Origin of the sequence: Nonomuraea sp. NPDC003804 (assembly GCF_040610675.1) — a bacterium.
Taxonomy (GTDB): domain Bacteria; phylum Actinomycetota; class Actinomycetes; order Streptosporangiales; family Streptosporangiaceae; genus Nonomuraea.
Genome location: NZ_JBEXMT010000021.1, coordinates 25,947 through 51,835, shown reverse-complemented (window position 1 = coordinate 51,835; position 25,889 = coordinate 25,947). Strand labels below are relative to the sequence as shown.

Below are 25,889 nucleotides of genomic sequence, written 5' to 3'. Positions count from 1 at the left end.
TTAAAGTAGGGGAGTTTCGTCCGCTTACTGGAGGCTTGGTCGTGCACGTACCCGATGGCTTCTTCAATGCCGCTACATCCGTCTCGGCAGGCGTCGTCGCGGCCGCCGGGGTGGCGGTCTGCCTGCGCGGCGCCCGGCGGGAGCTCGACGACCGCACCGCGCCCATGGCGGGGCTGGTCGCCGCCTTCATCTTCGCCGTCCAGATGCTCAACTTCCCCGTCGCCGCCGGCACCAGCGGCCACCTGCTGGGCGGGGCGCTGGCCGCGATACTCGTCGGACCCTACACCGGCGTGTTGTGCATGGCCGTGGTGCTGCTCGTCCAATGCGTCTTCTTCGCCGACGGCGGCCTGACCGCGCTCGGCATCAACATCGTGATCATGGGCGTGGTCACCGTACTGGTCGGGTGGGGTCTGTTCCGCCTGGTCACCAGGGCGGCGAAGGGCAAGGCGGCGGTCAGCGCGGCCGCCTTCCTCGCCGCTCTGGTCTCGGTGCCCGCCTCCGCGCTGGCCTTCTCGCTGCTGTTCGCGGTCGGCGGCACCGCCCCGATCGACGCCACCGCCGTCGCCGGGGCCATGGGCGGCGTCCACGTGCTCATCGGCATCGGCGAGGCCCTCATCACCACCGCGACCGTCGGCGCGGTGCTGGCCGTACGGCCCGACCTGGTCTACGGCGCCCGCGGCCTGGCCGCCCCGCTCGTCCTGAAGGGCGCCGACGGCACGACCTCGCCCGTCGGCGCGGCTCCCGCGGCCAGGCCCGCCACCGGCGGCAGGCCGTTCCTGCTCGGCGGCGTCGGCCTGACGCTCGTGCTGGCCGGCGTGGTCTCCTTCTTCGCCTCCGCCGACCCCGACGGCCTGGAGGCGGTCGCCGAGAACAAGGGCTTCCTCGACCAGGCCACCGACCACCTGTTCGGCTCGTGGGCCCTGGCCGACTACGGCGACGTCGGTGGCGTGCCCGTCGGCGTCGCGGGGGTCGTCGGCGTCGGCATCACGCTGCTCGTCGCCGGCGCCGTCGCCTTCGCGGCCCGCCGCCGCGCGGGAGCCGGGGTCTAGAGATGGGCGCGGGGCACCACCACCAGCTCTACCGGCCCGGCGACTCGCCCGTCCACCGGCTGCCGCCGCAGTGCAAGCTGGTGGCGATGCTGGCCTTCGCGGGCGTCGTCGTGGCCACGCCGCGCGAGGCCTTCTGGGCCTTCGGCTGCTACGCGCTGCTGCTGGCGCTCACGGCGGGCGTCGCGCGGGTGCCCGCCGCCCACGTCGTCAGGCGGATGGCGATCGAGATCCCGTTCGTGCTGTTCGCGCTGGCGATCCCGATCATCGGGATGGGGGAGCGGACCGAGGTCCTCGGGCTCTCGCTCAGCGTGCCGGGACTGTGGGCGGCGTGGAACATCCTGGCCAAGGCCTCCCTCGGCGTCGTCGCCTCCATCCTGCTGGCCGCCACCACCGAACCGCGGATGATCCTGCTCGGCGCCCAGCGGCTGCGGCTGCCGTCGTTGCTGGTGCAGATCGCGATGTTCATGCTGCGGTACATGGACGTGATCGTGGACGAGATGCGGCGGATGCGGGTGGCGCGGGAGGCCAGGGGCTTCGAGGCGCGCAACCTCACCCAGATCCCGGTGATCGCCAGGTCGGCCGGTGCGCTGTTCATCCGCTCCTACGAGCGGGGGGAGCGGGTGCACCTGGCTATGCTCAGCCGGGGGTACAGCGGCTCGCTGCCGCTCATCCACGATGTCTCCGGATCGGGGCGGCAGTGGGGGACCGCGCTGGCCCTGCCCGTCACGGCGCTGGCCGTCCTTGGAGTGTCACTGTGGTGAAGTCCCTTGAGGTGAGCGAGCTCGCCTACGCCTATCCCGACGGCACGCAGGCGCTGTTCGGGGTGAACCTCACGATCGGGCGCGGCGAGCGCGTCGCCCTGCTCGGGCCGAACGGCGCGGGCAAGACCACCCTGGTCATGCACCTCAACGGCATCCTGACCGCCGGACACGGCACGGTCAGCGTCGCCGGCACCCCGGTGCGGGCCGACACCCTGAAGGAGATCAGGCAGCGGGTGGGGCTGGTCTTCCAGGACCCCGACGACCAGCTGTTCATGCCGACCGTGCGCGACGACGTCGCCTTCGGCCCCGCCAACATGGGCGTCAGGGGCGAGGAGCTGGAGCGCAGGGTCAAGAACGCGCTCGACAGGGTGGGCATGGCCGACCATCTCGACCGGCCGCCGCACCACCTGTCCTTCGGCCAGCGCAGGCGGGTCGCGGTGGCCACCGTGCTGGTCATGGAGCCGGAGATCCTGGTGCTCGACGAGCCGTCGTCCAACCTCGACCCGGCGGCGCGCAGGGAACTGGCCGAGATCCTGCGCTCGCTCGACGTGACCGTGCTGATGGTCACCCACGACCTGCCGTACGCGCTGGAGCTGTGCGAGCGCTCGCTGATCCTGTCCGGCGGGGTGATCGCCGCCGACGGGCCGACCCCCCGCCTGCTGTCCGACCCCGCGCTGCTGGCCGAGCACCGCCTCGAGCTGCCGTACGGCTTCGCCGTCCCTGAGGCTCCCGGGACCGCCGAGACGCGTGGGTGACCGTCGGGCGGTCGCCCTCGCCGTCCGCGGCGCTCCTCGGCCGGGCATTCCGCTGCCCGCACGTTGGTGAGCGTAGTTTGTCCATGCCGCTCGTCGGGGGATGTCGAAGTACAGTGGCTCATCGAGGAGGGCCGAATGAAGCTACGGCTGGCGCGCCATGCCATGGGAGACGCCGTGGTGGTCGCGGTGGAGGGTGAGCTCGATCTCTTCACCGCGCCATTCCTCCGCGACGAGGTCCGCGACGCGATCAAACAGGACGGCGCGCGGCTGGTGCTCGATCTCCAGGCGCTGTCGTTCATGGACTCCAGCGGTCTGTCGGTGCTGATCGAGGCGTGGCGCCTGGCGACGGGTGAGGGTGGGTGCGTGTCGCTGGCGGCGCCCCAGGCGCCCGTGGCCCGCATCCTGCGCACCACCGGCCTCGACCGCCGCATCAAGGTCTACCCCGACGTCGACACGGCGGTGGGCGCGATCTGACCGGCGGGGCCGGGCGGCGCGGCGGGGAGATTTGAGCCACTCGAAGTAGAACTTCGTTCGGTTCTCGCGTTAAGGTCCGTGACATGGACGTCAACGGAGCAGTAGCAATCATCTCGGGCGGGGCGAGCGGCCTGGGCGAGGCCACGGCCCGCGAGCTCGCCCGGCAGGGCGCGACCGTGGTCATCGCCGACCTCAACGAGGAGCGCGGCAAGGCGATCGCCGACGAACTCGGCGGCGTCTTCGTCAGGACGGACGTGTCGGACGAGGCCGAGGTCCAGGCCGCCGTCGACGCGGCCGTGGCCACCGGCAAGCCGGTCCGCGTGATCGTCAACAGCGCGGGCATCGGCTGGGCCGAGCGCACGGTCAACCGTGAGGGCGCCCCGCACAGCCTGGCCAGCTACCGCAAGGTCATCGAGGTCAACCTGATCGGCACCTTCAACCTCATGCGCATCGGTGCGGCCGCCATCGCCAGGACCGAGCCCGTCTCCGAGGACGGGCACAGGGGCGTGGTCGTCAACACCGCCTCCGTCGCGGCGCTGGAGGGCCAGACCGGGCAGCTCGCCTACTCCGCGTCCAAGGGCGGCATCGTGGGCATGACCGTGCCCGCGGCCCGCGACCTGGCCGCCATCGGCGTGCGCGTCAACACCATCTGCCCCGGCATCATCGACACCCCGATCTACGGCTTCGCCGGCGACGCCGCCGAGGAGTTCAAGGCCAAGCTCGTCGCCCCCGTCGTCTTCCCCAAGCGCATGGGCCGCCCCGACGAGTTCGCCCACCTGGTGCGCTCGCTGATCGAGAACGACTACATGAACGCCGAGGTCATCAGGTTCGACGGCGGTATCCGCTTCCAGCCCAAGTGATGAGGTGCGCGTGTCCTCCGACGAAGTACTGATCGAGGAGTCCGACGGCGTCGCGGTGATCACCATCAACCGCCCGTCGGCTCGCAACGCCGTCAACGGAGCCGTCGCCCGTGGCCTCGCCGCCGCGCTCGACGCGCTCGACTCCCGCTCCGACGTCTCCGTCCACGTCCTGACCGGGGCGGGCGGCACGTTCTGCGCGGGCATGGACCTCAAGGCCTTCCTGACCGGCGACCTGCCCGTCATCGAGGGCAGGGGCTTCGGCGGCATCGCCGAGTCGCCGCCCAGGAAGCCGCTGATCGCGGCCGTCGAGGGGTACGCGCTGGCGGGCGGCTTCGAGCTCGCGCTGTCGTGCGACCTGATCGTGGCCTCGTCCGAGGCGAAGTTCGGCCTGCCCGAGCCCAAGCGCGGGCTCGTGGCGGGCGCGGGCGGCATCATGCGCCTGCCCCGCCGGATCCCCTACCACGTGGCCATGGAGATCGCGCTGACCGGCGACCACTACCCGGCTTCCCGGCTGTACGAACTCGGCCTCGTCAACCGGATCACCGCCCCGGGCGCGGCGCTGCAGGGCGCCCTGGAGCTGGCCAGGACGATCGCCGCGAACGCGCCGCTGGCGCTGGCGGCGACCAAGCGGGTCGTCATCGAGTCGGCGGACTGGTCGCTGGAGGAGATGTTCGAGAAGCAGGGGCCGATCATCAACCCGGTGTTCGGCTCGAAGGACGCGATGGAGGGTGCGGCGGCCTTCGCCGAGAAGCGCCCGCCGGTGTGGCGGGGCGAGTAGGTCCTTCCCGGCTCCTCCCGCGCCGCCGGGAGGAGCCGCAGCTGGGCACCTCGCCATCGTGCGGCGGCGCCGTCCCGCAGGAGACGGGCGCCGCGCGCAGGGGATGCTCCGCATTACCGTAAAGGGAGAAGCCTTCCCCCCGACGGCAGGAGAGCGCATGAGTTCCCCCTACGAGTCGGCCAGGCGCGGCGCGAGCGGCCTCCTGCAGGGCGCGCTCGGCGCCCTCCTCCTGGTCGTCGGCATGGTCGTCGTGATGTGGGCGGTCGAGATCTTCGACTACTTCGCGCTCGGCCGCCTCGACTACGAGCTCGGCATCGTCTCCTGGTCTCCCGACGGCCTCGTCGGGATCCTCTTCGCGCCGTTCCTGCACGCCGACTTCGGCCACCTCATGGCCAACTCGCTGCCGCTGCTCGTCCTCGGCTTCCTGGCCGCCTTCCGCGGCCTGGGCAGGTTCCTGTGGGCCACGCTGATCATCATGGTGATCGGCGGCGTCGGCACCTGGGTCGCCACCCCTCCCGGCGTGGTCACCGTGGGCGCCAGCGGGCTGGTCTTCGGCTATTTCGGGTTCGTGGTCGCCCGGGGGCTGTTCGACCGGCGCGTGCTCGACATCGTGGTGGGCATCGGCGTTGCCGCGGCGTACTACTCGCTGCTGTGGGGCCTGCTGCCGAACGAGCAGGGCATCTCGTGGCAGGGCCACCTGTTCGGGCTCGTCGGCGGCGTCGTCGCGGCGTGGGTGCTGCGGCGCAGGTCCGCGATCGGCCGCACGCCCGAACCCTTCTGATTCCGCCGTGGCCCGCCGATCAGCCGGGCGAGGCCCTCGGACGGGTGAGCGCCGCCCGCGGACCCGCAGCGGCCCGCTGAGCGGCGCCCAGGGTCAGTGGGCGGCCGGCGCCTTGGTGCGTTCGGCCGGCGAGGCGGCCAGCAGCCGGTCGATGTAGGCCAGCCCGATGGCCGAGGCCACGAAGGCCAGGTGCATGAGCGTCTGCCACATCATGGTCGCCGACGGCGTGTCCTTGGCCCTGATGAACGTCTGGAGCAGGTGCACCGACGAGATGCCGATGATGGCGGTGCCCAGCTTGACCTTGAGCACGTTGGCGTTGACGTGGGAGAGCCATTCGGGCTCGTCGGGATGGTCGGTGAGGTCGATGCGCGAGACGAACGTCTCGTAGCCACCCACGATCACCATGATGAGCAGGTTGGAGATCATCACCACGTCGATGAGCCCGAGGACCGCGAGCATGACGATGACCTCGGGGCCGGGAAGCGAGTCGACGCCGCCGAAGGCGTCGACCGTGGCCTGGCTGACGTGTCCGGTGATGATCGTGTCACCCAGGTGCCACAGCTCCACCATGAACTGCCACACGTAGAGACCCTGGGCCACGATCAGGCCGAGATAGAGCGGCGCCTGCAGCCACCGGCTGGCGAACATCAGGTGGCCCAGACCGCGCCTCCTCCTCGCAGGCTCCCCCGAGATGGACGTCACTCCTTGTACTCCTGTCGCAGTGGTGGGGCCGCGCTCCGGCAGCCTCGGGTCGTGGACGCGCTCGGGGCCCGCACACGCGAACGAGCACGTCACCCGGCTCACGCTCGAGGCGCCCGCCGCCGGCACCGGCAGGCTGCCGGTGCCGGCGAGGGTCACGCGGAGCGGGGCGCGGGAGACGCGCTCGCGTTTGCCCGGCGAGCCTGCCCGCCGGGCCAAGGACGGCTAGAGGCGCTCGACCACGTAGTCGACGCAGGTGGTCAGGGCCTCGATGTCGGACGGCTCGATCGCCGGGAACATCGCCACGCGCAGCTGGTTGCGGCCGAGCTTGCGGTAGGGCTCGGTGTCGACGATGCCGTTGGCGCGCAGCACCTTGGCCACCGCGGCGGCGTCGACCGTGTCGGAGAAGTCGATCGTGCCGACCACCTGCGAGCGGAACTCGGGAGCGGCGAACGGCGTGGCGAACGACGACTTCTCGGCCCAGGTGTAGAGGCGCTGGGCGGAGTCGGCGGTGCGCGAGGTGGTCCAGGCCAGGCCGCCGTTGCCGTTCATCCAGTCGAGCTGATCGGCCAGCAGGAACAGCGTGGCCACCGACGGGGTGTTGTAGGTCTGGTCCTTGCCCGAGTTGTCGATGGCGACGGGCAGGCTGAAGAACTCCGGCACGTAGCGGCCACTGGCGGCGATCTCCTCGACGCGGGCCAGCGCGCGCGGCGACATGATCGCGATCCACAGGCCGCCGTCGGAGGCGAAGCTCTTCTGCGGGGCGAAGTAGTAGACATCGGTCTCGGCGATGTCGACGGGCAGACCGCCCGCGCCCGAGGTGGCGTCGACGAGGACGAGGGCGTCGTCGCCGCCGACCCGCCTGATCGGCATCGCGACGCCGGTGGAGGTCTCGTTGTGGGTGAGGGCGTAGACGTCGACGCCGTCCTCGGCCACGGCCTCCGGGTGGGTGCCGACCTCCGACTTGATGATGGTCGGGTCGCCCAGCCACGGCGCCTTGCTGACGACCGCGCCGAACTTGGAGGAGAACTCGCCGAAGGACAGGTGCTGCGACTTCTGGCGCACCAGCCCGAAGGCGGCGATGTCCCAGAACGCGGTGGTGCCGCCGTTGCCCAGCACGACCTGGTAGCCCTCCGGCAGCGAGAACAGGTCGGCGAGCCCGGCGCGGACCCTGCCGACCAGGTTCTTGACCGGCTTCTGCCGATGGGAGGTGCCCATCACGCCGGCGCCAGTGGTGGCGAGCGCGGACAGCTGCTCGGGTCGGACCTTCGATGGCCCGCAGCCGAAGCGGCCGTCGGCGGGCTTGATGTCAGCGGGAATCACGATGTCAGCCACCTGCCCAAGCCTACTGAGCCGACTCCGGTGGCTCGTCCCGGGTCCGGGATGTGAGACATGTGGCGGGCGGCGGGAGCCGTACGGAACGACAAACGGCCCGCTGGTGATCAGCGGGCCGTTACTTATGAGAAACGTGGTGACTGGACTGCCGATACGGCGCTGAGTCGCAACAGGAAATGATCGGCAGTCCGATGGCCACGTTTCTCATAAGTACCGAGGGAAAGGCGTCAGATGGTGCCGACGACCTCGTCGGCGCCGGGGACGTCGCTCAGCGGACGCGTGGCGGGGCCGACGTAGTTGGCGCTGGGGCGGACCAGCCTGCCCGTGCGCTTCTGCTCCAGGATGTGCGCGGCCCAGCCGGCCGTGCGCGCGCAGGTGAACATCGAGGTGAACATGTGCGAGGGAACCTCGGCGAAGTCGAGGACCACGGCGGCCCAGTACTCCACGTTGGTGGCGAGCACCCGGTCGGGCTTGCGCGCGTGCAGCTCCTCCAGAGCCGCCTTCTCCAGTGCGGCGGCGACCTCGTAGCGAGGAGCGTCGAGCTCCTTCGCGGTACGGCGCAGCACCCGGGCGCGCGGGTCCTCGGCGCGGTAGACGCGGTGACCGAAGCCCATCAGGCGGTTGCCCTTGTCCAGCTCGCTCTGGACGTACTTCTTGGCGTCGCCGAGCTGCTCGACGCCCTCGATCATGTGCAGCACGCGGGCGGGCGCGCCGCCGTGCAGCGGACCCGACATCGCGCCCACAGCGCCGGAGAGCGCGGCGGCCACGTCGGCGCCGGTGGAGGCGATGACGCGGGCGGTGAACGTGGAGGCGTTCATGCCGTGCTCGGCGGCGGAGGTCCAGTAGGCGTCGATGGCCTTGACGTGCTTGGGGTCGGGCTCGCCCCGCCAGCGGACCATGAACCTCTCGGTGATGGTCTTGGCCTCGTCGACCCTGCTCTGCGGCACCATCGGCAGGCCGAGGCCGCGCGCCGACTGCGCCACGAAGGACAGGGCCATCACGGACGCGCGCGCCAGGTCGTCGCGGGCCTGCGCGTCGTCGATGTCGAGCAGCGGCTTGAAGCCGTAGGCCGGGGCCAGCATGGCCAGCGCGCTCTGCACGTCGACGCGGATGTCACCGGAGTGGACCGGGATGGGGTACGGCTCCGCGGGCGGCAGGCCCGGCTGGAACTTGTTGTCGACAAGCAGACCCCAGACGTGCCCGAACGGGACACGACCTACCAGGTCTTCGATGTCGACGCCCCGATAGCGAAGGGCCCCTCCCTCTTTGTCCGGTTCCGCGATCTCGGTCTCGAAGGCCACGACGCCTTCGAGTCCGGGTTTGAAGTCGGACATTCTTGGCCGCCTTCCTTTCTTGCCGTATGGGCAATCCGTCTCATGGTCGCGGCCGCCTCGGGCGCGTGTTCGCATCCCCGGGGCTCGTCCGCTTCTGTTGATGTCGAGATACCGGCGGGTCAATTTAACCCCCTAACAGGGCGTGCTTCGTCTTCGGGCACGCCGAAACGCCATCGGTGCTGGTAGGGGGTTGTGCGTGGGATCGCCACCAAGCGCGCAAGAATACCTAGTCGTGGATGTCACTTCGCTGGCGGGGCTCCGCCGTACCTATGAGGGACAGCCGTTGCTCGAATCTGACGTCGCGGCCGAGCCGATCGCGCAATTCACTCGATGGTTCGAGGAGGCGCTGGAGGCCGGCCTGCCCGAGCCCAACGCGATGGTGGTCGCCACCGCGTCGGCAGGAGGCCGGCCGAGCGCCAGGACCGTGCTGCTCAAGGGCTACGACGAGCGCGGCTTCGTCTTCTTCACCAACTACGAGTCGCGCAAGGGGCGCGACCTGACCGAGAACCCGCGTGCCTCGCTGCTGTTCCCGTGGCATCCGATCCGCCGCCAGATCCGGATCGAGGGCAGCGTGGTCCGCCTGTCGCACGAGGACTCGGCCGCCTACTTCAACTCCCGCCCGTACGGCTCCCGCGTCGGCGCGTGGGCCTCGCGCCAGTCGGCGGTCGTGCGCTCGCGCGAGGAGCTCGACGACCGTTACGCCGAGCTCGCCGCCCGCTGGCCGGAGGAGCCGCCCGTGCCCGACTTCTGGGGCGGCTTCCGGGTGGTGCCGATCGAGGTGGAGTTCTGGCAGGGCCAGATGGACCGCATGCACGACCGGCTGCGCTATCGGCGGGTGCACTCCGGTTGGGAGTTGGAGCGGCTTGCCCCCTAATGTGCCGTGAGTGGCTTTCGGGGACCTTGTTGTTGACACGCGCCCACTTCGCGTCGCCGCCTACCGGCGCCTGTGGTGGGGACAGGCCGTCTCCCATGTCGGTGTGGCCGTCACCGTGGTGGCGGTCAGCCAGCAGGTGTGGGAACTGACGGAGTCCTCCTTCTGGGTGGGCATGCTGGGCCTGGCCAACCTGATCCCGCTGGTGGTCTTCGGGCTGTGGGGCGGCGCCGTCGCCGACGCCATGGACCGGCGCAAGCTGCTGGTCATCGGCTGCGTGGTCGCCTGGCTGAGCACGCTGGTGCTGGTGGTGCAGGCCGCTCTCGGCCTCGGCAACGTCTACGTGCTCCTGGTGGCCGTCGGGCTCGGCGCGGCCGGCTTCGCGATCAGCTCCTCCACCAGAGGCGCGATCATCCCCAGGCTGCTCGAGCCCGGACTGGTGCCCGCGGCCAACGCGCTCAACTCCCTGGTCTTCAGCATCGGCGCCGTCTTCGGACCCATGATCGGCGGCGTCGTGCTCGCGGCGGGCGGCTACGCCTCCGCCTACGCCATCGACGCGGTGCTGTTCACCGGGAGCCTCTACGCGGCGCTGCGGCTACCGGCGCTCGAACCGATCAGCAAGGTGGTCGTCCGCCCGGGGGCGCAGGCCGTGTGGGAGGGGCTGCGCTTCATCATGGGCAGCCCCGTCCTGCTGATGTCGTTCGTCGTCGACATCATCGCCATGGTCTTCGCGCTGCCGAGAGCGCTGTTCCCCGAACTGGTCGCCGATCGTTTCGGCGGTTCCGAGCTCGCCCTCGGCTGGCTCACCTCGGCCATGGCGATCGGCTCGGTGGTGGGCGCGCTGTTCTCCGGCTGGGTGGGCAGGATCAGGCGGCAGGGGGTCGCGCTGGTCATCGTCATCGCCGTGTGGGGGCTCGCCGTGGCCGCGGCGGGGATGGCGCACGAGCTGTGGCTGGTCATGACGTTCATGGCCGTCGGCGGCATGGCCGACGTGGTGTCGTCGGTGTGGCGCCAGTCGATCCTGCAGCTCCACGCGCCCGACGAGATGCGCGGGCGGATGCAGGGCGTGTTCATGGTGGTCGTGGCGGGCGGCCCGCGCCTCGGCGACCTGCGCGCGGGAGCCACCGCCACGGCCTTCGGCATGACCGGGGCGTGGGTGGGCGGCGGCCTGGCCTGCGCGCTGGCCGTCCTCGCGGTGGGGCTGGCCGTACCGGCCTTCAGGAACTACAGGGACAGGAGCGGCGAGCCAGCGTGAGGTCGGAGACGAGCCCCTTGTAGGCCTCCTCGCGGTCGGGCGCGCGCAGCACGGCCGACGGATGGATCGTCGCCACCGCCAGCGCCTCGCCCAGCTCCAGCACCTCGCCCCGCTGCCGGCTGACCCTGAAGTCGGCGCCGAGCAGGGCGCGGGCGGCCGTCGCGCCGAGCACCACGATCATCTCCGGCTCGACCAGGGCGAGCTCCGAGCTGAGCCACGGCCGGCAGGCCTCGATCTCGGCGACGGTCGGCTTCTGGTGGATCCTCCGCTTGCCCCTGAGCGTGAAGGAGAAGTGCTTCACGGCGTTGGTCAGGTAGACCTCCTCCCTGGCGATGCCCGCCTCCTCCAGTGCCCGGTCCAGGACGCGGCCCGCGGGCCCGACGAACGGCGCCCCCTTGTGGTCCTCCTGGTCACCGGGCTGCTCGCCGACGAGCATGAAGCGGGCGTCCGTGGGTCCCTCGCCGAACACGGTCTGGGTGGCGTTGCGATAGAGATCGCAACCCTGGCAGTGCGCCGCGGCTTCGCGCAGCTCCGGTAGGGAGCGCCGCTCGGGAAGGAACCGAGCCGCTCCAGTGTTGCCGTCCTTTGCCATCGCTGGTCGTTCTCCCACTAGGGTTTCTGTGGCTTCTGTGCCCCATGACCGGCGTAGCATTCAGGACGGGAGGAGCCTTGACCGCACACGGCTTGATCGACACGACGGAGATGTATCTCCGCACGATCTACGAACTCGAGGAAGAGGGGATCGTTCCTCTTCGTGCGCGCATCGCCGAACGGCTCCAGCAGAGTGGCCCCACCGTGAGCCAGACCGTCGCCCGCATGGAACGTGACGGGCTGGTCCGCGTCGAAGGCGACCGCCATCTGGCGATGACCGATCTGGGCCGCACCCTCGCCACCCGCGTCATGCGCAAGCACCGCCTGGCCGAATGCCTGCTGACCCAGGTCATCGGGTTGCCATGGGAGGAGGTGCACATCGAGGCCTGCCGCTGGGAGCACGTGATGTCCGAGTCGGTGGAGGAACGGCTGGTGAAGCTGCTCGACAACCCCACCTTCGACCCTCATGGCAACCCCATTCCCGGCCTGGAGGAGCTGGGCGCCACCGGCCCCGAGTCCGACGCGTGGTCCGCCTTCCCCAGCATGGCCGACGTGGCCGGAGCCAGGGACATACCCGTTGTCGTACGTCGAATTAGCGAACAAGTGCAAAGCGATCCCGCTGTGATGCTTAAACTCAAGCAAGTTGGGATACAACCCGGACGCGAGGTGACGCTCGCGGCGAGCGACGACGGTGTGCGGGTGACAGGTGATAACGACGCGACGAACACTCCCGCGGAGCTTCCGCGTGAGGTCGCCGCGCACGTATTCGTCTCCAAGCGCTGACGGCGGCGCTGCTGCTTGGTTGAATCCCGCATGGGAGTCCCTCCACTCCCCGGACACGACTGTTGCAGGAGCGCCCGTGGTTCGCTTTGCGCACATGCCTCCCCGAGGAGTGGTCGCCGGATGAAACGTTGGGGGGATCTGTCCCAGGAAGCGGCTGACTTCTTGTCGGCGTCGTCGGTCCTCGACCACGCCGAGATGGCCGTCGTGGTGACGGACCGCTTCAGCAATCTCCTGTACTGGAACCCGTTCGCGGAGAAGCTGTTCGGCCGCCAGGGCAAGGGCTCGGTGCGGGAGGGCTCGGTGCTCTCGCTCGGGATCATGGAGAAGGATCACCCGGCCGCCGTCGAGCTGGCCAAGCACGTGCTCAAGGGCGGCGTGTGGGAGGGCACCTTCGACGTCAAGCGCGGCGACGGCACGATGATCTACGTGCGGGCCCAGGCCGTGCCGCTCCGGCACGACTCCGGCTCGGTGACCGGCATCGTCATCACCGCGCGCGAGGCCATGCGCAGCAACGAGCGCGAGAAGGACCGCTTCGGCCTGCTCGAGCGCATCGGGGAGCGGCTGGCCGGCTCGCTGTACGTCGAGGAGACGCTCAAGCGGGTCGCCGAGATGCTCGTGCCGCAGTTCGCCGACCACTGCTTCATCGAGCTGATGGAAGGCGATCGGCTGGTGCGCAGGGTCTCCCAGCACGTGCAGGGCTGGACCCCGCCGCCCGACACGTGGAAGCCGGTCGGCTCGGAGATCCGCTACCCGGCCGGCCACTACGCCGACACGGCGATGCGCCGCCAGGAGACGATCCTCGTCGAGGACTTCGCCTCCACCAGCTTCCCCAGCCCCCACGAGGGCAGCGCGCGGCTGTGCGGCGAGATCGGGATGACCTCCGCCGTGGTCGCCCCGCTGTGCGTGCGCGGCGAGACGCTCGGGCTGATGTACCTCGGGCTGTCCAACCTCACCGACCGGCGCAGCCCCCACTACGACGCCTTCGACCGTGACTTCGTCGGCGCCATCGCCACCAGGGTCGCCCTCGCCGTCGACAACGCGCTGCTGTTCGAGGAGGAACGGCACACCGCCGAGTCCTTCCAGAAGCACCTGCTGCCCAGGGCGCTGCCCACCCTCGACGGCCTCGACATCGCCGTCCGCTACTACCCCGCCGCGCCCCTGGCCTCCCATGGGCAGGGCATCCAGACCCAGGTCGGCGGCGACTGGTACGACGTGATCCCGCTGTCGGCCGGCCGGGTCGGCATCGTGATCGGCGACGTCGAGGGGCGCGGCGCCAAGGCCGCCGCCATCATGGGCCAGCTGCGCGCCGCGCTGCGCGCCTTCGCCCAGGACGACAAGCCGCCCGCCGAGATCCTGGCCAGGCTCGACGAGTGGACCCGCATCATCGCCACCCCCGAGCAGGACGAGTCGGGCGCCGACATCAGCGTGCCGCCCATCGTCACCTGCCAGTACCTCGTCTACGACGCCTGGTCGCGGCAGCTGTCGTTCGCCAACGCCGGCCACGCGCCGCCGCTGCTGTTGCACGACGGCCAGTGCCTGGAGATGAACATCGAGGAGGTCGGCCAGCCGCTCGGCGTCCGCGCCAAGGGCATGCACGCCGACCTGGTCTACAAGGAAGAGACCCGTACGCTCCCGCCGGGCGCCGCCCTCGTCCTCTACACCGACGGCCTCGTCGACCGGCGGCCGGGGCGCGACTTCGGCGGCAGGACGCCCTCCGACGAGGAGACGCTGGCCATCCTCAGGGACAAGCTGGCCGCCTGCACCAAGGAGAACGTCGAGCGCATCGCCGACACCGCCACCCGCGCGGTGCCCGGCGAGATCGACGACGACATGGCGATCCTCGTGCTACGCGCCAGCCCCGTCGACCTCGACGTCGAGGAGCGCGACTTCCCCGCCCAGCCGATCATGGTGGGTGAGGCCCGCAGGATGGCCACCGAGGCGTTCACCGGCTGGAACGTCCCCGAGGAGCGCGCCGAGCTGGCCTGCCTGCTCGTCTCCGAGGTCGTCACCAACGTCGTGCTGCACGCCGCCAGCGCCAGCATCCCGCGCAGGGAGCTCGTCGTGGAGGGGCCGCCGCTGCCGTTCGAGGAGTCCTGGGACATGCCAGGCTTCGAGGAGGAGCTGGCCGGCGACAAGACCTTCACGCTGAGGCTGCGCAGGGGCGAGGAGTCGGTGTGGGTCGAGGTGTTCGACCAGGACCTGCGCCTGCCGCGCATCCGCAGCGCGGGCGAGAACGACGAGGGCGGCCGCGGCCTCTACCTGGTCGACCAGCTGGCCAGGCGATGGGGATCGCGCCCCACCAAGGAAGGCAAAGCCGTCTGGTTCGAGATTCCCACACGCAGCAGGTGAGTGGTTCACTCAAGGGATGGAGCTGGCCTTCGAACGGCGCGGCAGCGGCCCGCCGCTGATCCTCGTCCACGGCATCGGCCATCACTGGCAGGCGTGGCTGCCCGTCATGGACCGGCTCGCCGCCTCCCGTGACGTGATCGCCGTCGACCTGCCCGGGTTCGGCGACTCGCCCGAACTGCCGCCCGGCACGCCGTACACGGCCGAGGCGCTGGCCGACGCTGTCGAGTCGTTCTGCGCGCTGCTGGACGTGCGCGAGCCGCACGTCGCAGGCAACTCGCTGGGCGGCTACATCGCGCTGGAGCTGGCTTCCCGAGGCGTGGTCGCCACGGCCACCGCGCTCTCGCCCGCGGGGTTCTGGACGCGCGGCGAGCTGGTGTGGTGCCAGACCGTGCTCAGGTCGCTGCGCGCGTCGGCGGAGACGGCCGCGCGGGCCACCTCCGACGGGCTGCTCGCGCGCCTGCTGGCCTCCCGGGCCGCCGGACGCGCCGTCGCCTCGTTCCTGGTCGCCCAGCCCTCCCGGCTCGACCCGGTCGCCCTCGCCGCCGCCACCCAGGCGCTGGCCGCCGCGCCGGGCTTCCACCCGGCGCTGGAGGCGTTCACCGACGTGATGCCGCCCGCGCCGCCGAAATCGCCCATCACGATCGCCTGGGGCGCCCACGACCGGCTGCTGCCCCGACGGCAGGCCGTACGGGCGGCCAAATGGTCGGGGCAGCGGGTCAAGCTGCTGCAGGGCTGCGGGCACCTGCCGATGAGCGACGACCCCGAGCTGGTCGCCAGGGTCATCCTCGAAGGGTCTGCCCCCAGATGGCCAGCATGACGATCACGAACACCACGACCACGCCGACGTAGCCGACCGGGTTCAGGCGCAGCGCGCGCCGTACCCGGTTGAGGGCCCAGGCGAACAGCAACGCCAGGAAAACCAGGAGGATCAGACCTTCCATGTCCTCCAGTATGGGTCAGAACCCGAAGGAACGGCCGATGATCTCCTTCATGATCTCGGTGGTGCCGCCGTAGATGGTCTGCACCCTGCTGTCCACCCACGCCTTGGCGACCGGGTACTCCATCATGTAGCCGTAGCCGCCGTGCAGCTGCAGGCAGCGGTCGATCACCTTGTTCTGCAGCTCCGTGGTCCACCACTTCGCCTTCGCCGCGTCGACCACCGACAGCCGCCCGGCGTTGAGCGCGGTGACGCACTTGTCGACGTAGTGGCGGGCGATCTCGGTCTCGGTGGCCAGCTCGGCCAGGACGAACCGGGTGTTCTGGAAGCTTCCGATGCTCCTGCCGAAGGCCTGGCGGGTCCTGCAGTACTCGATCGTCTGCTCCAGCACCGCCTCCGCCGCCGCCACCGCGCCGACCGCGATGGACAGCCGCTCCTGGGGGAGGTTGTTCATGAGCTGGACGAAGCCCTGGCCGTCGGTGGCGCCGAGCCGGTTGGCCGCCGGGACCCGGACGTTCTCGAAGAACAGCTCCGCGGTGTCCTGCGCCTTCATGCCGATCTTGTCGAGGTTCCGGCCGCGGGTGAAGCCCTCCGTGCCGCGCTCGACGACGAACAGGGTGGTGCCGCGCGCCCCCAGCTCCGGATCGGTCTTGGCGACCACGACGACCAGGTCGGCGTTGATGCCGTTGGTGATGAACGTCTTCTGGCCGTTGATGACGTAGTGGTCGCCGTCGCGCACCGCGGTCGTCCTGACACCCTGCAGGTCGCTGCCCGCGCCGGGCTCGGTCATGGCGATCGCGGTGATCAGCTCGCCCGACACGAAGCCGGGCAGCCAGCGCTGCTTCTGCTCGTCGTCGGTGAGGTCGACCAGGTAGGGGGCCACCACGTCGTTGTGCAGCGAGAAGCCGAGCCCGGACGCGCCGCTGCGGATGATCTCCTCGACGATGACCGTGTTGTACCGGAAGTCGGTGACGCCGGCGCCGCCGTACTCCTCGGGGACGGAGAAGCCGAATATGCCGACCTCGCCGGCCTTCTTCCACACGTCTCTCGGGACGATTCCCTCCTTCTCCCACTGCGGATGGTGGGGGAGGACCTCGCGGGCCATGAACTCGCGCACGGTCTCCTGGAAGAGCAGGTGCTCCTCCTCGAAGAGGTCTCGCTGCATGTGGTCGCCTCCATGGTGGGGTGTGGCACCAGAATACGATTCTGTTCCGCGGCGCGCCTCCCGGCGGGCCGGACGAGCGAGGTGCCCGCCGGAGGCCCGCTTGCTAGGCCGAGTAAAGCTCGTGCAGGTCGAAGGTGCGCGCTCCCCTGATGCCCTGGTCGAAGTCCGCTCCGCCGTACAGGGAGAGGACGGTGTCCCGCACGTCGTACTTGGAGCTCAGCAGGTCGCGCGCTCGCGCCAACCGGTCGGCGTGACCCTGGTCCATACGGGTGCCCCACTTCACTTCACCCAGAGAGAGGATGCGTCGCGGCCTTCCCGGCTCGGTCGCCGCGAAGACCACCACGTCGACCTCGATCTGGCTTCGGCGTGCCGTGTCGGCGATGACCCCTGCGGCGACCTCGCCCGGGAGCTCGCCGAAAAGTGACTCGGTTCTCGCGAACTCGCGGCACATGTCCTCGAAGTGTGGACCCACGACCTGGCCGTTGAACCTTGTCCGCGCATCCTGCCAGACAGCCGCTGCCCTGCCGCTCTCCAACAGTGCCCATCGGGGGCGCATGACCACCTGGTAAAAGCTGACCAGCGGCTCGCACACGCGGTACACGGATCGGCCTGGGCGGAAGGCATCGATCTCGCGGCGCAGCAGGCAGCGGTCCTCCAGAACATTGAGAGGGTGCCCGATGTCGGTGGCTTTACGGCCGATGTAGCTCGCGATACCACCTCTGGTGGCATTGCCGTTCGCCACGGCGGCGAGCACCGAATGGTAGAGAGCGGTGTCGCGCACGTTCGCCTCCTCCTCCATGAGATAGCGCGCCTCGCGGAACAGGGGAGTGCCAGGATCGAGCACCGTGCGCTGGACCCAGTCATCGAAGTCATCGAGGCACGTAGGCCTCTCGTCGTTCACGAAACGGAGGTAGGCGGGGGTCCCGCCGACTACCGCGTGAACCAGCACGGCCAGCCGCGGATCGTCGAGGCGCCAGTACTGTGCCGCGAGCCGATAGTCGAAGGGGCGGACGACCAGTTCGAGCGACGCTCGGCCGCGAAGGGGGGCGTTTCCTGAGAGCAACCCCCCCATGACGGACATCGCGGAACCGCACAGCAAGAGTGAGGCGGGAATCTCTCTGGAAACCGCTCGATCGATCTCACGCTGGATGATCGACGTCAGAGCCGGTGAGACATTGCTCAGGTAGGGGAACTCGTCGATCACGATGGGCGCGGCCTTCTCCGCGCTGATGGCGAGAAGGTGTCTGATGGCCTCGTTCCAGTCCGCGAAGCGGACCGGGACGTCCGCCTGCGTGTAGTCGGCCAGGGCTTGCGAGAGCAGCCGCAGGGACTCGACTTCGGTCGCCTCGGTCGCTCCGAAGAAGAAGCCGCCCACCTGTCTGGCCAGAGCTTCGAGGAGGAATGTCTTTCCCTGGCGCCTGCGCCCGCTTATGACACCCAATTGGGTCCGGGTTCCCGCTCTTTCGGCGAAGGCCGCGAGATGGCGCCATTCGAAGTCACGGGCGAAGACGCGCTCCGGCTTGGGAAGCATGACCCCTCGCAAGATAGAAGTGTACTTCTTAGAAGTGTACTTCTATCTTCGATGGCGGGGGTGGCTATCGCGCTTGGATGACTGCTCCTGGAGGCTGCGATAGATCGCCCGGATGCGAGTCGTCGCAGGGGTCACGGCACGCGGCGCTGTCCCTCTTGCCCGGTGCCCACGACCGCTGGGCGACCTACTCCAACGATCAGCGGACCTGGAGGGACGGTGGTCCGGCACCGTGGGACACGGGTTCATCACAAGTGCCGCTTGTCGCCGTTTTCGCCTGTGTCGCAGGTGTTTGAAACCTTAAGATCTCCTCTGGATTTCTGTGAGATCGGAGTGTGCGGTGGCTCGTTGGCGGAGCGCATTAGCAGCCGGATCGGTAGGGCTGGTGGCGGGGCTGTGCGTCGTCCTACCGTCAACGCCGGCCTCGGCCGCGCCGGCCGACCTGGTCATCGACTACGACTGCTACGGCGTCGGCAACACCTACACCATCGCCAAGTACGCGCCGGTCAGGCTGCGGACCCGGCTGACGTTCGCGACCGATCTCGTGGTCGGCGGCGCGCTCGACCTCAAGTGGTCGATCGCCTACAAGGACGGCAGCCGCTTCTCCTCGCCCGGCTACTACGCCGCGGGCGCCCAGATGAACGTGCTGGGCAACGCGCAGATCACCGGCGCATGGCAGGGCGTGCTCCAGCCGACCGGCGCGACCACGATCTCCAGCAAGCTTCGGATGGACGACCCGCTCGCGCTGCCGGCGGGCATCGCCGACCCCGGGCAGATCACCAGGGCCGGCGTGATCAAGATCGAGCCGAAGGACATCGTCGTCGACTTCGTGCCGCCGGACGGCGAGGCGACCGTCAACAACGGCAACGACGGCGACAACCCGCGCTTCCACACCATCAACTACGGCGGCCCGTGGACCGAGTTCGACGACCGGCTCTCCTCCGAGCACCACATCCACAACGACTACCACGAGACCTCCGCCCAGGGCGCCTCGGCCGAGCTGAAGTTCATCGGCACGGGCGTGAAGTACATCGGGCCGCGCGACCGTGAGGGCGGTCCCGTCAAGGTCTCCCTGGACGGCGCGCAGCGGGCCGAGGTCGACCCGTCGCGGAACATCGAGGACGACCCGGTCAACGAGGTCCACAACGGCGGTTTCACGCTGTGGGAGTCGCCGCAGGACCTGGCGTACGGCGAGCACACCATCAAGATCGAGAACGGCAGCGCCAAGAAGGCGTGGCTCGACGCGTTCATCGTGACGACCAACACCTCCAAGGTGCCCACTGACTTCCATCGCGCCTCCTGCAAGCTGGTGAGCTCGCCGGTGTCGGTCGAGGTGACGGTCAGGGAGAAGCCAGGCCAGTCGCCGACCGTCAGCCCCACCGTCAGCCCGACCACCTCGCCGACCGTCAGCCCCACGCAGACGCCCACGGGGACCCCGGCGACCACCCCTACGCGCCACCACAACGGCAACCACAACAGCGGGAACCAGACCACGGTCGACCGGCTCGTGAGCGTGCACGGCACCACGACCGTCACCGCCACGCCCACGGTCAAGACGTCGACCGGGCCGACGGCGACCAACTACGTCGCGGCGCAGGTGAAGAAGACGCCGTTCGGCGGCGTGCCGTCCGGTGAGGCGCCCGAGCCTTCGCGGCAGCCGTACACGCTGATGGCCGGCGGCACGGTGCTGCTGCTCGGCAGCGCGGCAGGCGGGCTGGCAATGAGACGGCGGCGGGCCGCGCACGCCGGGAACCGGCGCTGAGGGAGGGCGGATCATGACCGAGCAGAAGTCACTGCTGAACAAGGCCCTTCCCGGGCTGCTGATCGCGGGGTCGCTGGGTGGCGTGGCGGCCATCATGGCGGGACTGCTGTCGTTCATCACCCCGGTCGATGACGGCTCCGGGCCCACCCCGTCCCTGGCGCAGGGGGAGAGCCCCGAGACCCTGGCGATGTACAACGTGGCGAACTCGTTCGTCCTGCCGGCGGTCGGGCCGGGCGGGCCGAACAAGCCGCTGGCGCCCGCCGTGCTGAGCGCGCCGCCGCCGGCCCCTGCCGGTGCCGTCGCGGCGCCCATCAAGCCCAACGCGAAGGCCAAGCCGCTGCGCATCAGGATCCCCAAGATCAAGGTCAACGCGCTCGTCGGCAGCGTGACCGTCGACGCCAAGGGTGAGCTGCAGGCGCCGCCGCTGTCCAAGCCGAACCTCACCGGCTGGTACCGCTTCAGCCCCGTGCCGGGCGAGAAGGGCCCGGCGATCATCAACGGGCACGCCACGACCAAGAACGGCGCGGCGGTGTTCAGGCGGCTGAAGGAACTGGCCAAGGGCGACCAGATCTACGTCTACCGCACCGACGGGAAGGTCACCCGGTTCACGGTCAGCGGGATCGAGCAGGTGAAGAAATCGGCGTTCCCGACAAAGCGGGTGTACGGGAACGTGGACAACGCGCAGCTGCGGCTGATCACCTGCGGCGGGCTGGTCGGCGCGAACGGCCACTACGAGGACAACGTCGTCGTCTACGCCGCCCTGTCGAAGAAGAAGGGTTAACGGCGCGGAAATTTGTCGTGATTTTTGAAGTTTGCAGACGATTCACAGGGACAGTTCGTAGGATCTCTACCGAATCGTGACCATGGACTGGAATCCTGTTACGCCAGTTGTCAACATGGTCCCCGCTGTTTGGAACGGAGAGAGACAGTGCTGAAGTCCTTGGCGCGGCGTCGCCACGCCCTGAAGACCTCTGCCCTGGGGCTCGCGGGAACGCTGGCTCTCTTCGCCGGATCGGTCCTCGGCCTGTCGTCCCCGGCCGAGGCGTCCACCTCGACAGCGGCCGCCGACACCACGATGACCATCCCGTTCAACTGCACGGGCGCTTTCGAGGGCTCGACCTCGATACAGGTCAAGATCACGGTTCCGGACAACGTGGCCACCGGCACGACGACCGTCCCCATCAAGTGGGAGTTCGTCAGCGCGAAGCCGAAGGACACTCTCGCCGCTCGGTCCAAGATCGCTGTCACGGCGGACCTGGATGTCACCGGTGCCACCGCCGGTACGGGGGGCACCGACCTGATGTGGGACCAGGAGTACGAGCTCACCACGCAGGTGACTGCGGGTTCGAACGTCACGATTCCCGCGAAGACGGTCAACGCCACGATCACCACGGGTGCCACCTCCGTCGTTGTCAAGCCGTTGGCGAACGCGGTCAGCCTCGACCTGGACGTGACACCCCCCACCGGAGGCACGCCGGTGGAGAGCAGCTGCACGGCGGGAACGGCGACCCCCGCGAGCCTGACGACCACGGTCGGCGGCACGGGCGGTGGCACGAGTGACACCACCGTCGCCTACAAGTGCGCGACCACCACGAACACCGATGCCAAGGACACCAACCTTCTGGTGACGATGACCATGCCGACCTCCGCGCAGGCCAACGTCGAGCAGTCCATCTCCTGGAGCGCCACCTACGCGAGTGGCGCGACGCAGCTGACAGTGCCGGCGAGCGGGTTCACCGCGGGCACGAAGTTCATCGCCGGCGCGTCGGTGAGCGGGGCGGGCGTCTCCGGCAGCACGGTGTCGGGCGAGACGACCTTCAGCACGACGACGGCCGGAGCCACGATCACCACCTTCCCCTCGGTCACGCTCAAGGTGAAGCCCACGACCACGGGCACGGTGACGATGAAGGCGGCCGACCTGTACTTCGGTACCTCGACCAGCAGCTTCCAGTACAAGTGCACGGCCCAGGCCTCTCCTACGCCCAAGCCCTACTCGTTCACCGTCGGTGCGGGGACCGGGACGTCGCCTTCGCCGTCACCGTCGCCTTCGCCGTCCCCCTCTCCTTCGGCCAGCGCCAAGCCGACCCGTACCGTCACCGCGACCGTCACCCAGACCCCCGTCGGCGGCAACGGCAAGGTGAACAAGACGCCGAAGGGCGCCGCCGAGACCGGTGGTGGTGGCGAGCTGGGTCCTGACGGCCGGATGTTCGTGGTGACCGGTTCGCTGATCGTGCTGGCCGCCGCGGTGGGCGGGCTGGTGCTGCGCCGCCGTACCGCGCCTCGGGGTTGACCTCGGTGAGCGGACAGTACCCCGAACCGCCCTACGACGATCGCGGCAGCCAGATCCTGCGGTCGACGCTGATCTTCGCCGCGGTGGCCGGGGTGCTGACCGTGGTCGTCGGGCTGGTGTTCATGCTGATGAGCCCCGAGGAGTACGGCCTGGCGGAGGGGCGGCAGTCGCTGTCGCTGTCGAGCCAGCCGGACGCGATCGCCTCGGGCCAGCCGCAGCAGGCGCTGTTCGAGGCCCCGCCGACGGTGCCGCCACCGTTGCCGCCGATCACGCCCGCGCCGCCGATGCAGCCGTCGAACCCGATCAGGGTGGTCATCAAGCGGCTCGGCATCAACGCACCGGTCATGTCGGTCGGCCTGGACCGCAAGGGCGCGATCCAGACGCCGCCGATCGACAACCCGAACCTGGTGGGCTGGTACCGGCACGGGTCCACGGCGGGGGAGTCGGGCCCCGCGGTCATGCTCGGGCACAAGGACACGCGCACCAGGAGCGCGGTGTTCAGCAGGCTCGGTGAGATCCGCAACGGCGACGTCATCGAGGTGAAGCGGCGCGACGGCACGACGGCCGTGTTCACCGTGGGCGGGGTCGAGCAGGCGGGGAAGGCGACCTTCCCGACGCAGCGCGTGTACGGGGACCAGGCCAACGCCCAGCTGCACCTGATCACGTGCGGCGGCGTCTACAACCGGGCGACCGGGCACTACACGGACAACATCATCGTCTACGCGACGATGACCAGCTCGCACCGCTCCTAGACGGCTTGGCCGCGCCGCCGAGCTCCAGGCGGCGGCCCCGCCGTTCCGTCGTGCCTAGGCGGGGGCCGACTCGAGGCGTTCGGCGAGGACGCGCAGGTCGTCGGCGCGCAGCACGCGGGCGGGGGTGGCGCCAGGCAGCGGCACGTGCAACGGTTCGAGCCAGCGCGCGGGGATCGCGTCGATCCCGTGGACGGCGCCCGCCAGCCCACCGGTGACGGCGGCCACGGTGTCGGTGTCGCCGCCGACGTCGACGGCCGCGCGTAGCGCCTCCTCGTACGACGAGGTGGTGCGCACCGCCCACACCGCCGGGCCGAGGCATGGCCAGACGGCGCCGTTCACCTCGGTGGCCTGATCCGGGTGCCAGCCGGGGGCGAGGACGGTCGCGTAGCGTTCGCGGTGGCCGGGCTCGACGTGGGCCAGGATCTCCGGCAGCGCGGCGAGGGGGTCGCCGCCGTCCAGGGCGATCCTGATGAGGTCGTGGAAGATCGCTGTGCCCTCTCCCGCGGCGGGGTCGCCGTGCGTGAGGGCGGAGATGCACCGGGCGGCGTCCATGGTGGCGGCGCGGCCGTGCCGGGCGAAGTGGACGGCGGACGGGGTGGCCCGCATCAGCGAGCCGTTGCCCGCCGCGCGTCCCGTCGAGCGGAAGTGGGCCGCCGCGGCCTGGTCCCACGGCAGGCCGGCACCCAGGACCGCCTCGGTCTGGAGTCCGATGTCCTTGGGCTCGGCCGCCGCCCAGCACCGGAACCGGTCGAAGACGTCGGCCAGGTCGAGCGTGCCGCGGTCGAGGAGCGACTCGGCGACGTGGACGGCCATCTGTGTGTCGTCGGTCGCCTCGCCTGCCTCCCAGCCGCCGCCGGGCCGCATGTTCCCGCCGCCGGGGAACGCGGCGGAGAACGCGCCCGCCGGTCCGAACTCGTACGGTGCCCCCAGCGCGTCGCCGACGGCTGATCCGACGACCGCGCCCACCGCTCGCCCTATCCGGTCCATGCCTGTCCTCTCCGCCGACATCCCGCTCATTTCTACCGCCTCTACCGCCGATAAATACGTTGCGGGGCAGAGGGGGCACCGCCTACTGTCATGGACATGCGCCTTTACCTGTGACGCGCGGGGCTGACCTGATCAGCCGACCGCCACTCAGCCGTCAGACCTCGTCCGTTCAGACGCGGCAGCTGAGCTTGCCAGACCGGCCTTCACCCGTGATGCGGCCGCGTCGCAAGTCGCGTAAAGGAGCACACTCATGCGAGTTCGTTCAGGCCAGAAGAAGCACGGCACCGCCCTGCCCGGCAGGGAGATGCCGCAGGTTCCTCGCCAGATGCCCAAGATGCCGCAGCGGCCCATCGCGCCGCCGCGCCGCATCCCGCCCAAGGGGCGGTAGGTGGGCAGTGTGCCGCTCCCCGGTTTCCTCGGGGGGCGGCGCACCTCTTTTTTCCGGAGGCGGGTCTTTCCGGAGGCGGGAGGGCGCACCTCTTCCGGAGGCGGGAGGGCTGCACCTCTTTCCGGAGGCGGGAGGGCTGCACCTCTCCGGAGGCTGGAGGGTGTCGCCGGGCCGGTCGTGTGATGCGGGAAGCCCGCCAGTCTCCCGCCGACCGGCCCGGCGGGTCCGTCAGAGGCGCTCGATGATCGTGACGTTGGCCTGGCCGCCGCCCTCGCACATCGTCTGCAGGCCGTACCGGCCGCCGGTGCGCTCGAGCTCGTGCAGCAGCTTGGTCATCAGGATCGCGCCGGTGCCGCCCAGCGGGTGGCCGAGGGCGATGGCGCCGCCGTTGGGGTTGACCTTGGCGGGGTCGGCGCCGAGCTCGTGCATCCACGCCAGCGGCACGGGTGCGAACGCCTCGTTGATCTCGGTGACGTCGATGTCGTCGATCGACAAGCCCGCCTTCCGCAGCGCCTTCCGCGTCGCGGGGATGGGCGCGGTGAGCATGTAGACGGGGTCGTCGCCGAGGAGGGCGAGCTGGTGGATGCGGGCCCTCGGGGTCAGCCCGTGGTCGCGCACGGCCTGCTCGGAGGCGATGAGCACGGCGCCCGAGCCGTCGGAGATCTGTGAGGCGGTGGCGGCGGTGATGGCGCCGCCCTCCTTCAGCGTCTTGAGGCCGGCCATCTTCTCCAGCGTGGTGTCGGCGCGCGGGCCCTCGTCGTCCTCGACGCCGTTGACGGGGACGATCTGGTCCTTGAAGTAGCCGTTCGCGATGGCCTTGGCGGCCCGCTGGTGCGACTCGAAGGCGTACTTCTCCAGGTCCTCGCGGGTGAGCCCCCACTTCTCGCACATCAGCTCCGCGCCGCGGAACTGGGAGATCTCCTGCTTGCCGTACCGCTCGACCCACATGTCCCCGAACGGGAACGGCATGCCCTTCTCGAGGGCGGCGGTGATCGACGAGCCCATGGGGACGATGCTCATCGACTCGACGCCCGCGGCCACCACCAGGTCCTGGGTGCCGGACAGCACGCCCTGGGCGGCGAAGTGGATCGACTGCTGCGACGAGCCGCACTGGCGGTCGATGGTGACGCCCGCCGTCGTCTCCGGCAGTCCGGCGCTCAGCCAGGCGTTGCGCGCGATGTCCATGCTCTGCGGGCCGAACTGCATGACGCAGCCCATGATGACGTCCTCGACCGCCGCGGGGTCCACGCCCGTCCTGCCGACGAGTTCCTTCAGCGTGATCGCCGCCAGGTCGGTGGGGTGGACGGTGGAAAGGCCGCCCTTCTTCTTACCGACGGGGGTGCGGACCGCCCCGACGATGTACGCCTCTGCCACAGTGCCTCCCGGATCCAAACCGAGCAACATT

At 70.0% G+C, this 25,889-nt stretch carries 26 protein-coding genes; 17 read left to right on the top strand and 9 right to left on the bottom strand.

Annotated features, from left to right (window positions below):
* Positions 1-41: 41 nt before the first annotated feature.
* From ABZX22_RS27055 to ABZX22_RS27025, 7 genes are all read left to right on the top strand, one after another.
* Positions 42-1,049: an energy-coupling factor ABC transporter permease gene (locus tag ABZX22_RS27055; RefSeq protein ID WP_354913929.1), complete on the top strand. Its 1,008-nt coding sequence runs from the start codon at positions 42-44 to the stop codon at positions 1,047-1,049.
* A gap of 2 nt (positions 1,050-1,051) precedes the next feature.
* Positions 1,052-1,810: a cobalt ECF transporter T component CbiQ gene (gene cbiQ, locus ABZX22_RS27050; RefSeq protein ID WP_354913927.1), complete on the top strand. Its 759-nt coding sequence runs from the start codon at positions 1,052-1,054 to the stop codon at positions 1,808-1,810.
* A complete protein-coding gene (locus tag ABZX22_RS27045; RefSeq protein WP_354913926.1) occupies positions 1,804-2,565 on the top strand; it encodes an ABC transporter ATP-binding protein in 762 nt (253 codons plus the stop codon). The genes cbiQ and ABZX22_RS27045 overlap by 7 nt, the downstream gene beginning before the upstream one ends.
* A gap of 135 nt (positions 2,566-2,700) precedes the next feature.
* Positions 2,701-3,039, top strand: coding sequence for an STAS domain-containing protein (locus tag ABZX22_RS27040; protein WP_354913924.1), 339 nt, complete (start codon positions 2,701-2,703; stop codon positions 3,037-3,039).
* Positions 3,040-3,122: 83 nt separating this feature from the next.
* Positions 3,123-3,899, top strand: a complete 777-nt coding sequence (locus tag ABZX22_RS27035; RefSeq protein ID WP_354913922.1) for an SDR family NAD(P)-dependent oxidoreductase — start codon at positions 3,123-3,125, stop codon at positions 3,897-3,899.
* A gap of 10 nt (positions 3,900-3,909) precedes the next feature.
* Positions 3,910-4,677: a crotonase/enoyl-CoA hydratase family protein gene (locus ABZX22_RS27030; protein ID WP_354913921.1), complete on the top strand. Its 768-nt coding sequence runs from the start codon at positions 3,910-3,912 to the stop codon at positions 4,675-4,677.
* A 157-nt stretch (positions 4,678-4,834) separates the two neighbouring features.
* Positions 4,835-5,458: a rhomboid family intramembrane serine protease gene (locus ABZX22_RS27025; RefSeq protein ID WP_354913920.1), complete on the top strand. Its 624-nt coding sequence runs from the start codon at positions 4,835-4,837 to the stop codon at positions 5,456-5,458.
* Between the two features lie 93 nt (positions 5,459-5,551).
* On the opposite strand, the gene ABZX22_RS27020 is transcribed toward ABZX22_RS27025, so the two are convergent.
* The 3 genes from ABZX22_RS27020 to ABZX22_RS27010 all read right to left on the bottom strand — a co-directional run bounded on the left by ABZX22_RS27020 (position 5,552) and on the right by ABZX22_RS27010 (position 8,826).
* Positions 5,552-6,160, bottom strand: coding sequence for a TIGR00645 family protein (locus ABZX22_RS27020; RefSeq protein WP_354913918.1), 609 nt, complete (start codon positions 6,158-6,160; stop codon positions 5,552-5,554).
* Between the two features lie 222 nt (positions 6,161-6,382).
* On the bottom strand, positions 6,383-7,492 hold the full coding sequence (gene serC, locus ABZX22_RS27015; protein WP_354913916.1) for a phosphoserine transaminase: 1,110 nt from the start codon (positions 7,490-7,492) through the stop codon (positions 6,383-6,385).
* A 227-nt stretch (positions 7,493-7,719) separates the two neighbouring features.
* Positions 7,720-8,826, bottom strand: coding sequence for a citrate synthase 2 (locus ABZX22_RS27010; RefSeq protein ID WP_354913914.1), 1,107 nt, complete (start codon positions 8,824-8,826; stop codon positions 7,720-7,722).
* Between the two features lie 232 nt (positions 8,827-9,058).
* On the opposite strand from ABZX22_RS27010, the gene pdxH reads away from it, so the two are divergent.
* Together pdxH and ABZX22_RS27000 are read left to right on the top strand one after the other, a co-directional pair.
* Positions 9,059-9,700, top strand: a complete 642-nt coding sequence (pdxH, locus tag ABZX22_RS27005; protein WP_354913912.1) for a pyridoxamine 5'-phosphate oxidase — start codon at positions 9,059-9,061, stop codon at positions 9,698-9,700.
* Positions 9,701-9,710: 10 nt separating this feature from the next.
* A complete protein-coding gene (locus tag ABZX22_RS27000) occupies positions 9,711-10,952 on the top strand; it encodes an MFS transporter (RefSeq protein WP_354913910.1) in 1,242 nt (413 codons plus the stop codon).
* Here the strand turns inward: ABZX22_RS27000 and ABZX22_RS26995 are convergent.
* On the bottom strand, positions 10,915-11,544 hold the full coding sequence (locus ABZX22_RS26995; RefSeq protein ID WP_354913908.1) for a UdgX family uracil-DNA binding protein: 630 nt from the start codon (positions 11,542-11,544) through the stop codon (positions 10,915-10,917). The two genes, ABZX22_RS27000 and ABZX22_RS26995, sit on opposite strands and share 38 nt — an antisense overlap.
* A 77-nt stretch (positions 11,545-11,621) precedes the next feature.
* Between ABZX22_RS26995 and ABZX22_RS26990 the strand changes: the two genes are divergently transcribed.
* The 3 genes from ABZX22_RS26990 to ABZX22_RS26980 all read left to right on the top strand — a co-directional run bounded on the left by ABZX22_RS26990 (position 11,622) and on the right by ABZX22_RS26980 (position 15,492).
* The gene (locus tag ABZX22_RS26990; protein WP_354913906.1) at positions 11,622-12,326 is read left to right on the top strand and encodes a metal-dependent transcriptional regulator; all 705 of its coding nucleotides are present in this window, start codon (positions 11,622-11,624) and stop codon (positions 12,324-12,326) included.
* 120 nt (positions 12,327-12,446) lie between these two features.
* Positions 12,447-14,675: a SpoIIE family protein phosphatase gene (locus ABZX22_RS26985; RefSeq protein ID WP_354913904.1), complete on the top strand. Its 2,229-nt coding sequence runs from the start codon at positions 12,447-12,449 to the stop codon at positions 14,673-14,675.
* A 16-nt stretch (positions 14,676-14,691) separates the two neighbouring features.
* A complete protein-coding gene (locus tag ABZX22_RS26980) occupies positions 14,692-15,492 on the top strand; it encodes an alpha/beta fold hydrolase (RefSeq protein WP_354913902.1) in 801 nt (266 codons plus the stop codon).
* On the opposite strand, the gene ABZX22_RS26975 is transcribed toward ABZX22_RS26980, so the two are convergent.
* The 3 genes from ABZX22_RS26975 to ABZX22_RS26965 all read right to left on the bottom strand — a co-directional run bounded on the left by ABZX22_RS26975 (position 15,455) and on the right by ABZX22_RS26965 (position 18,308).
* The gene (locus ABZX22_RS26975) at positions 15,455-15,616 is read right to left on the bottom strand and encodes a hypothetical protein (RefSeq protein WP_354913900.1); all 162 of its coding nucleotides are present in this window, start codon (positions 15,614-15,616) and stop codon (positions 15,455-15,457) included. The two genes, ABZX22_RS26980 and ABZX22_RS26975, sit on opposite strands and share 38 nt — an antisense overlap.
* A gap of 15 nt (positions 15,617-15,631) precedes the next feature.
* Positions 15,632-16,777 (bottom strand): acyl-CoA dehydrogenase family protein, encoded by a 1,146-nt coding sequence (locus ABZX22_RS26970; RefSeq protein ID WP_354913899.1) that lies wholly within the window; start codon positions 16,775-16,777, stop codon positions 15,632-15,634.
* A gap of 103 nt (positions 16,778-16,880) precedes the next feature.
* The gene (locus ABZX22_RS26965; protein ID WP_354913897.1) at positions 16,881-18,308 is read right to left on the bottom strand and encodes an ATP-binding protein; all 1,428 of its coding nucleotides are present in this window, start codon (positions 18,306-18,308) and stop codon (positions 16,881-16,883) included.
* A gap of 337 nt (positions 18,309-18,645) precedes the next feature.
* On the opposite strand from ABZX22_RS26965, the gene ABZX22_RS26960 reads away from it, so the two are divergent.
* The 4 genes from ABZX22_RS26960 (at position 18,646) to ABZX22_RS26945 (ending at position 23,109) form a co-directional block, all read left to right on the top strand.
* Positions 18,646-20,067 carry a hypothetical protein gene (locus tag ABZX22_RS26960; protein WP_354913895.1) on the top strand — a complete coding sequence of 474 codons (1,422 nt, stop codon included), beginning with the start codon at positions 18,646-18,648 and terminating at the stop codon, positions 20,065-20,067.
* Positions 20,068-20,080: 13 nt separating this feature from the next.
* A complete protein-coding gene (locus tag ABZX22_RS26955; protein WP_354913893.1) occupies positions 20,081-20,848 on the top strand; it encodes a class F sortase in 768 nt (255 codons plus the stop codon).
* Positions 20,849-20,995: 147 nt separating this feature from the next.
* Positions 20,996-22,357 (top strand): hypothetical protein, encoded by a 1,362-nt coding sequence (locus ABZX22_RS26950; protein WP_354913891.1) that lies wholly within the window; start codon positions 20,996-20,998, stop codon positions 22,355-22,357.
* A 5-nt stretch (positions 22,358-22,362) separates the two neighbouring features.
* On the top strand, positions 22,363-23,109 hold the full coding sequence (locus tag ABZX22_RS26945; protein WP_354913889.1) for a class F sortase: 747 nt from the start codon (positions 22,363-22,365) through the stop codon (positions 23,107-23,109).
* A 54-nt stretch (positions 23,110-23,163) separates the two neighbouring features.
* Here ABZX22_RS26945 and ABZX22_RS26940 read toward each other — a convergent pair whose 3' ends face one another.
* The gene (locus ABZX22_RS26940) at positions 23,164-24,096 is read right to left on the bottom strand and encodes an ADP-ribosylglycohydrolase family protein (protein ID WP_354913887.1); all 933 of its coding nucleotides are present in this window, start codon (positions 24,094-24,096) and stop codon (positions 23,164-23,166) included.
* A 250-nt stretch (positions 24,097-24,346) separates the two neighbouring features.
* Between ABZX22_RS26940 and ABZX22_RS26935 the strand changes: the two genes are divergently transcribed.
* A complete protein-coding gene (locus tag ABZX22_RS26935) occupies positions 24,347-24,484 on the top strand; it encodes a hypothetical protein (RefSeq protein ID WP_354913885.1) in 138 nt (45 codons plus the stop codon).
* A gap of 228 nt (positions 24,485-24,712) precedes the next feature.
* Here ABZX22_RS26935 and ABZX22_RS26930 read toward each other — a convergent pair whose 3' ends face one another.
* The gene (locus ABZX22_RS26930; RefSeq protein ID WP_354913884.1) at positions 24,713-25,858 is read right to left on the bottom strand and encodes an acetyl-CoA C-acetyltransferase; all 1,146 of its coding nucleotides are present in this window, start codon (positions 25,856-25,858) and stop codon (positions 24,713-24,715) included.
* Positions 25,859-25,889 lie beyond the last annotated feature (31 nt).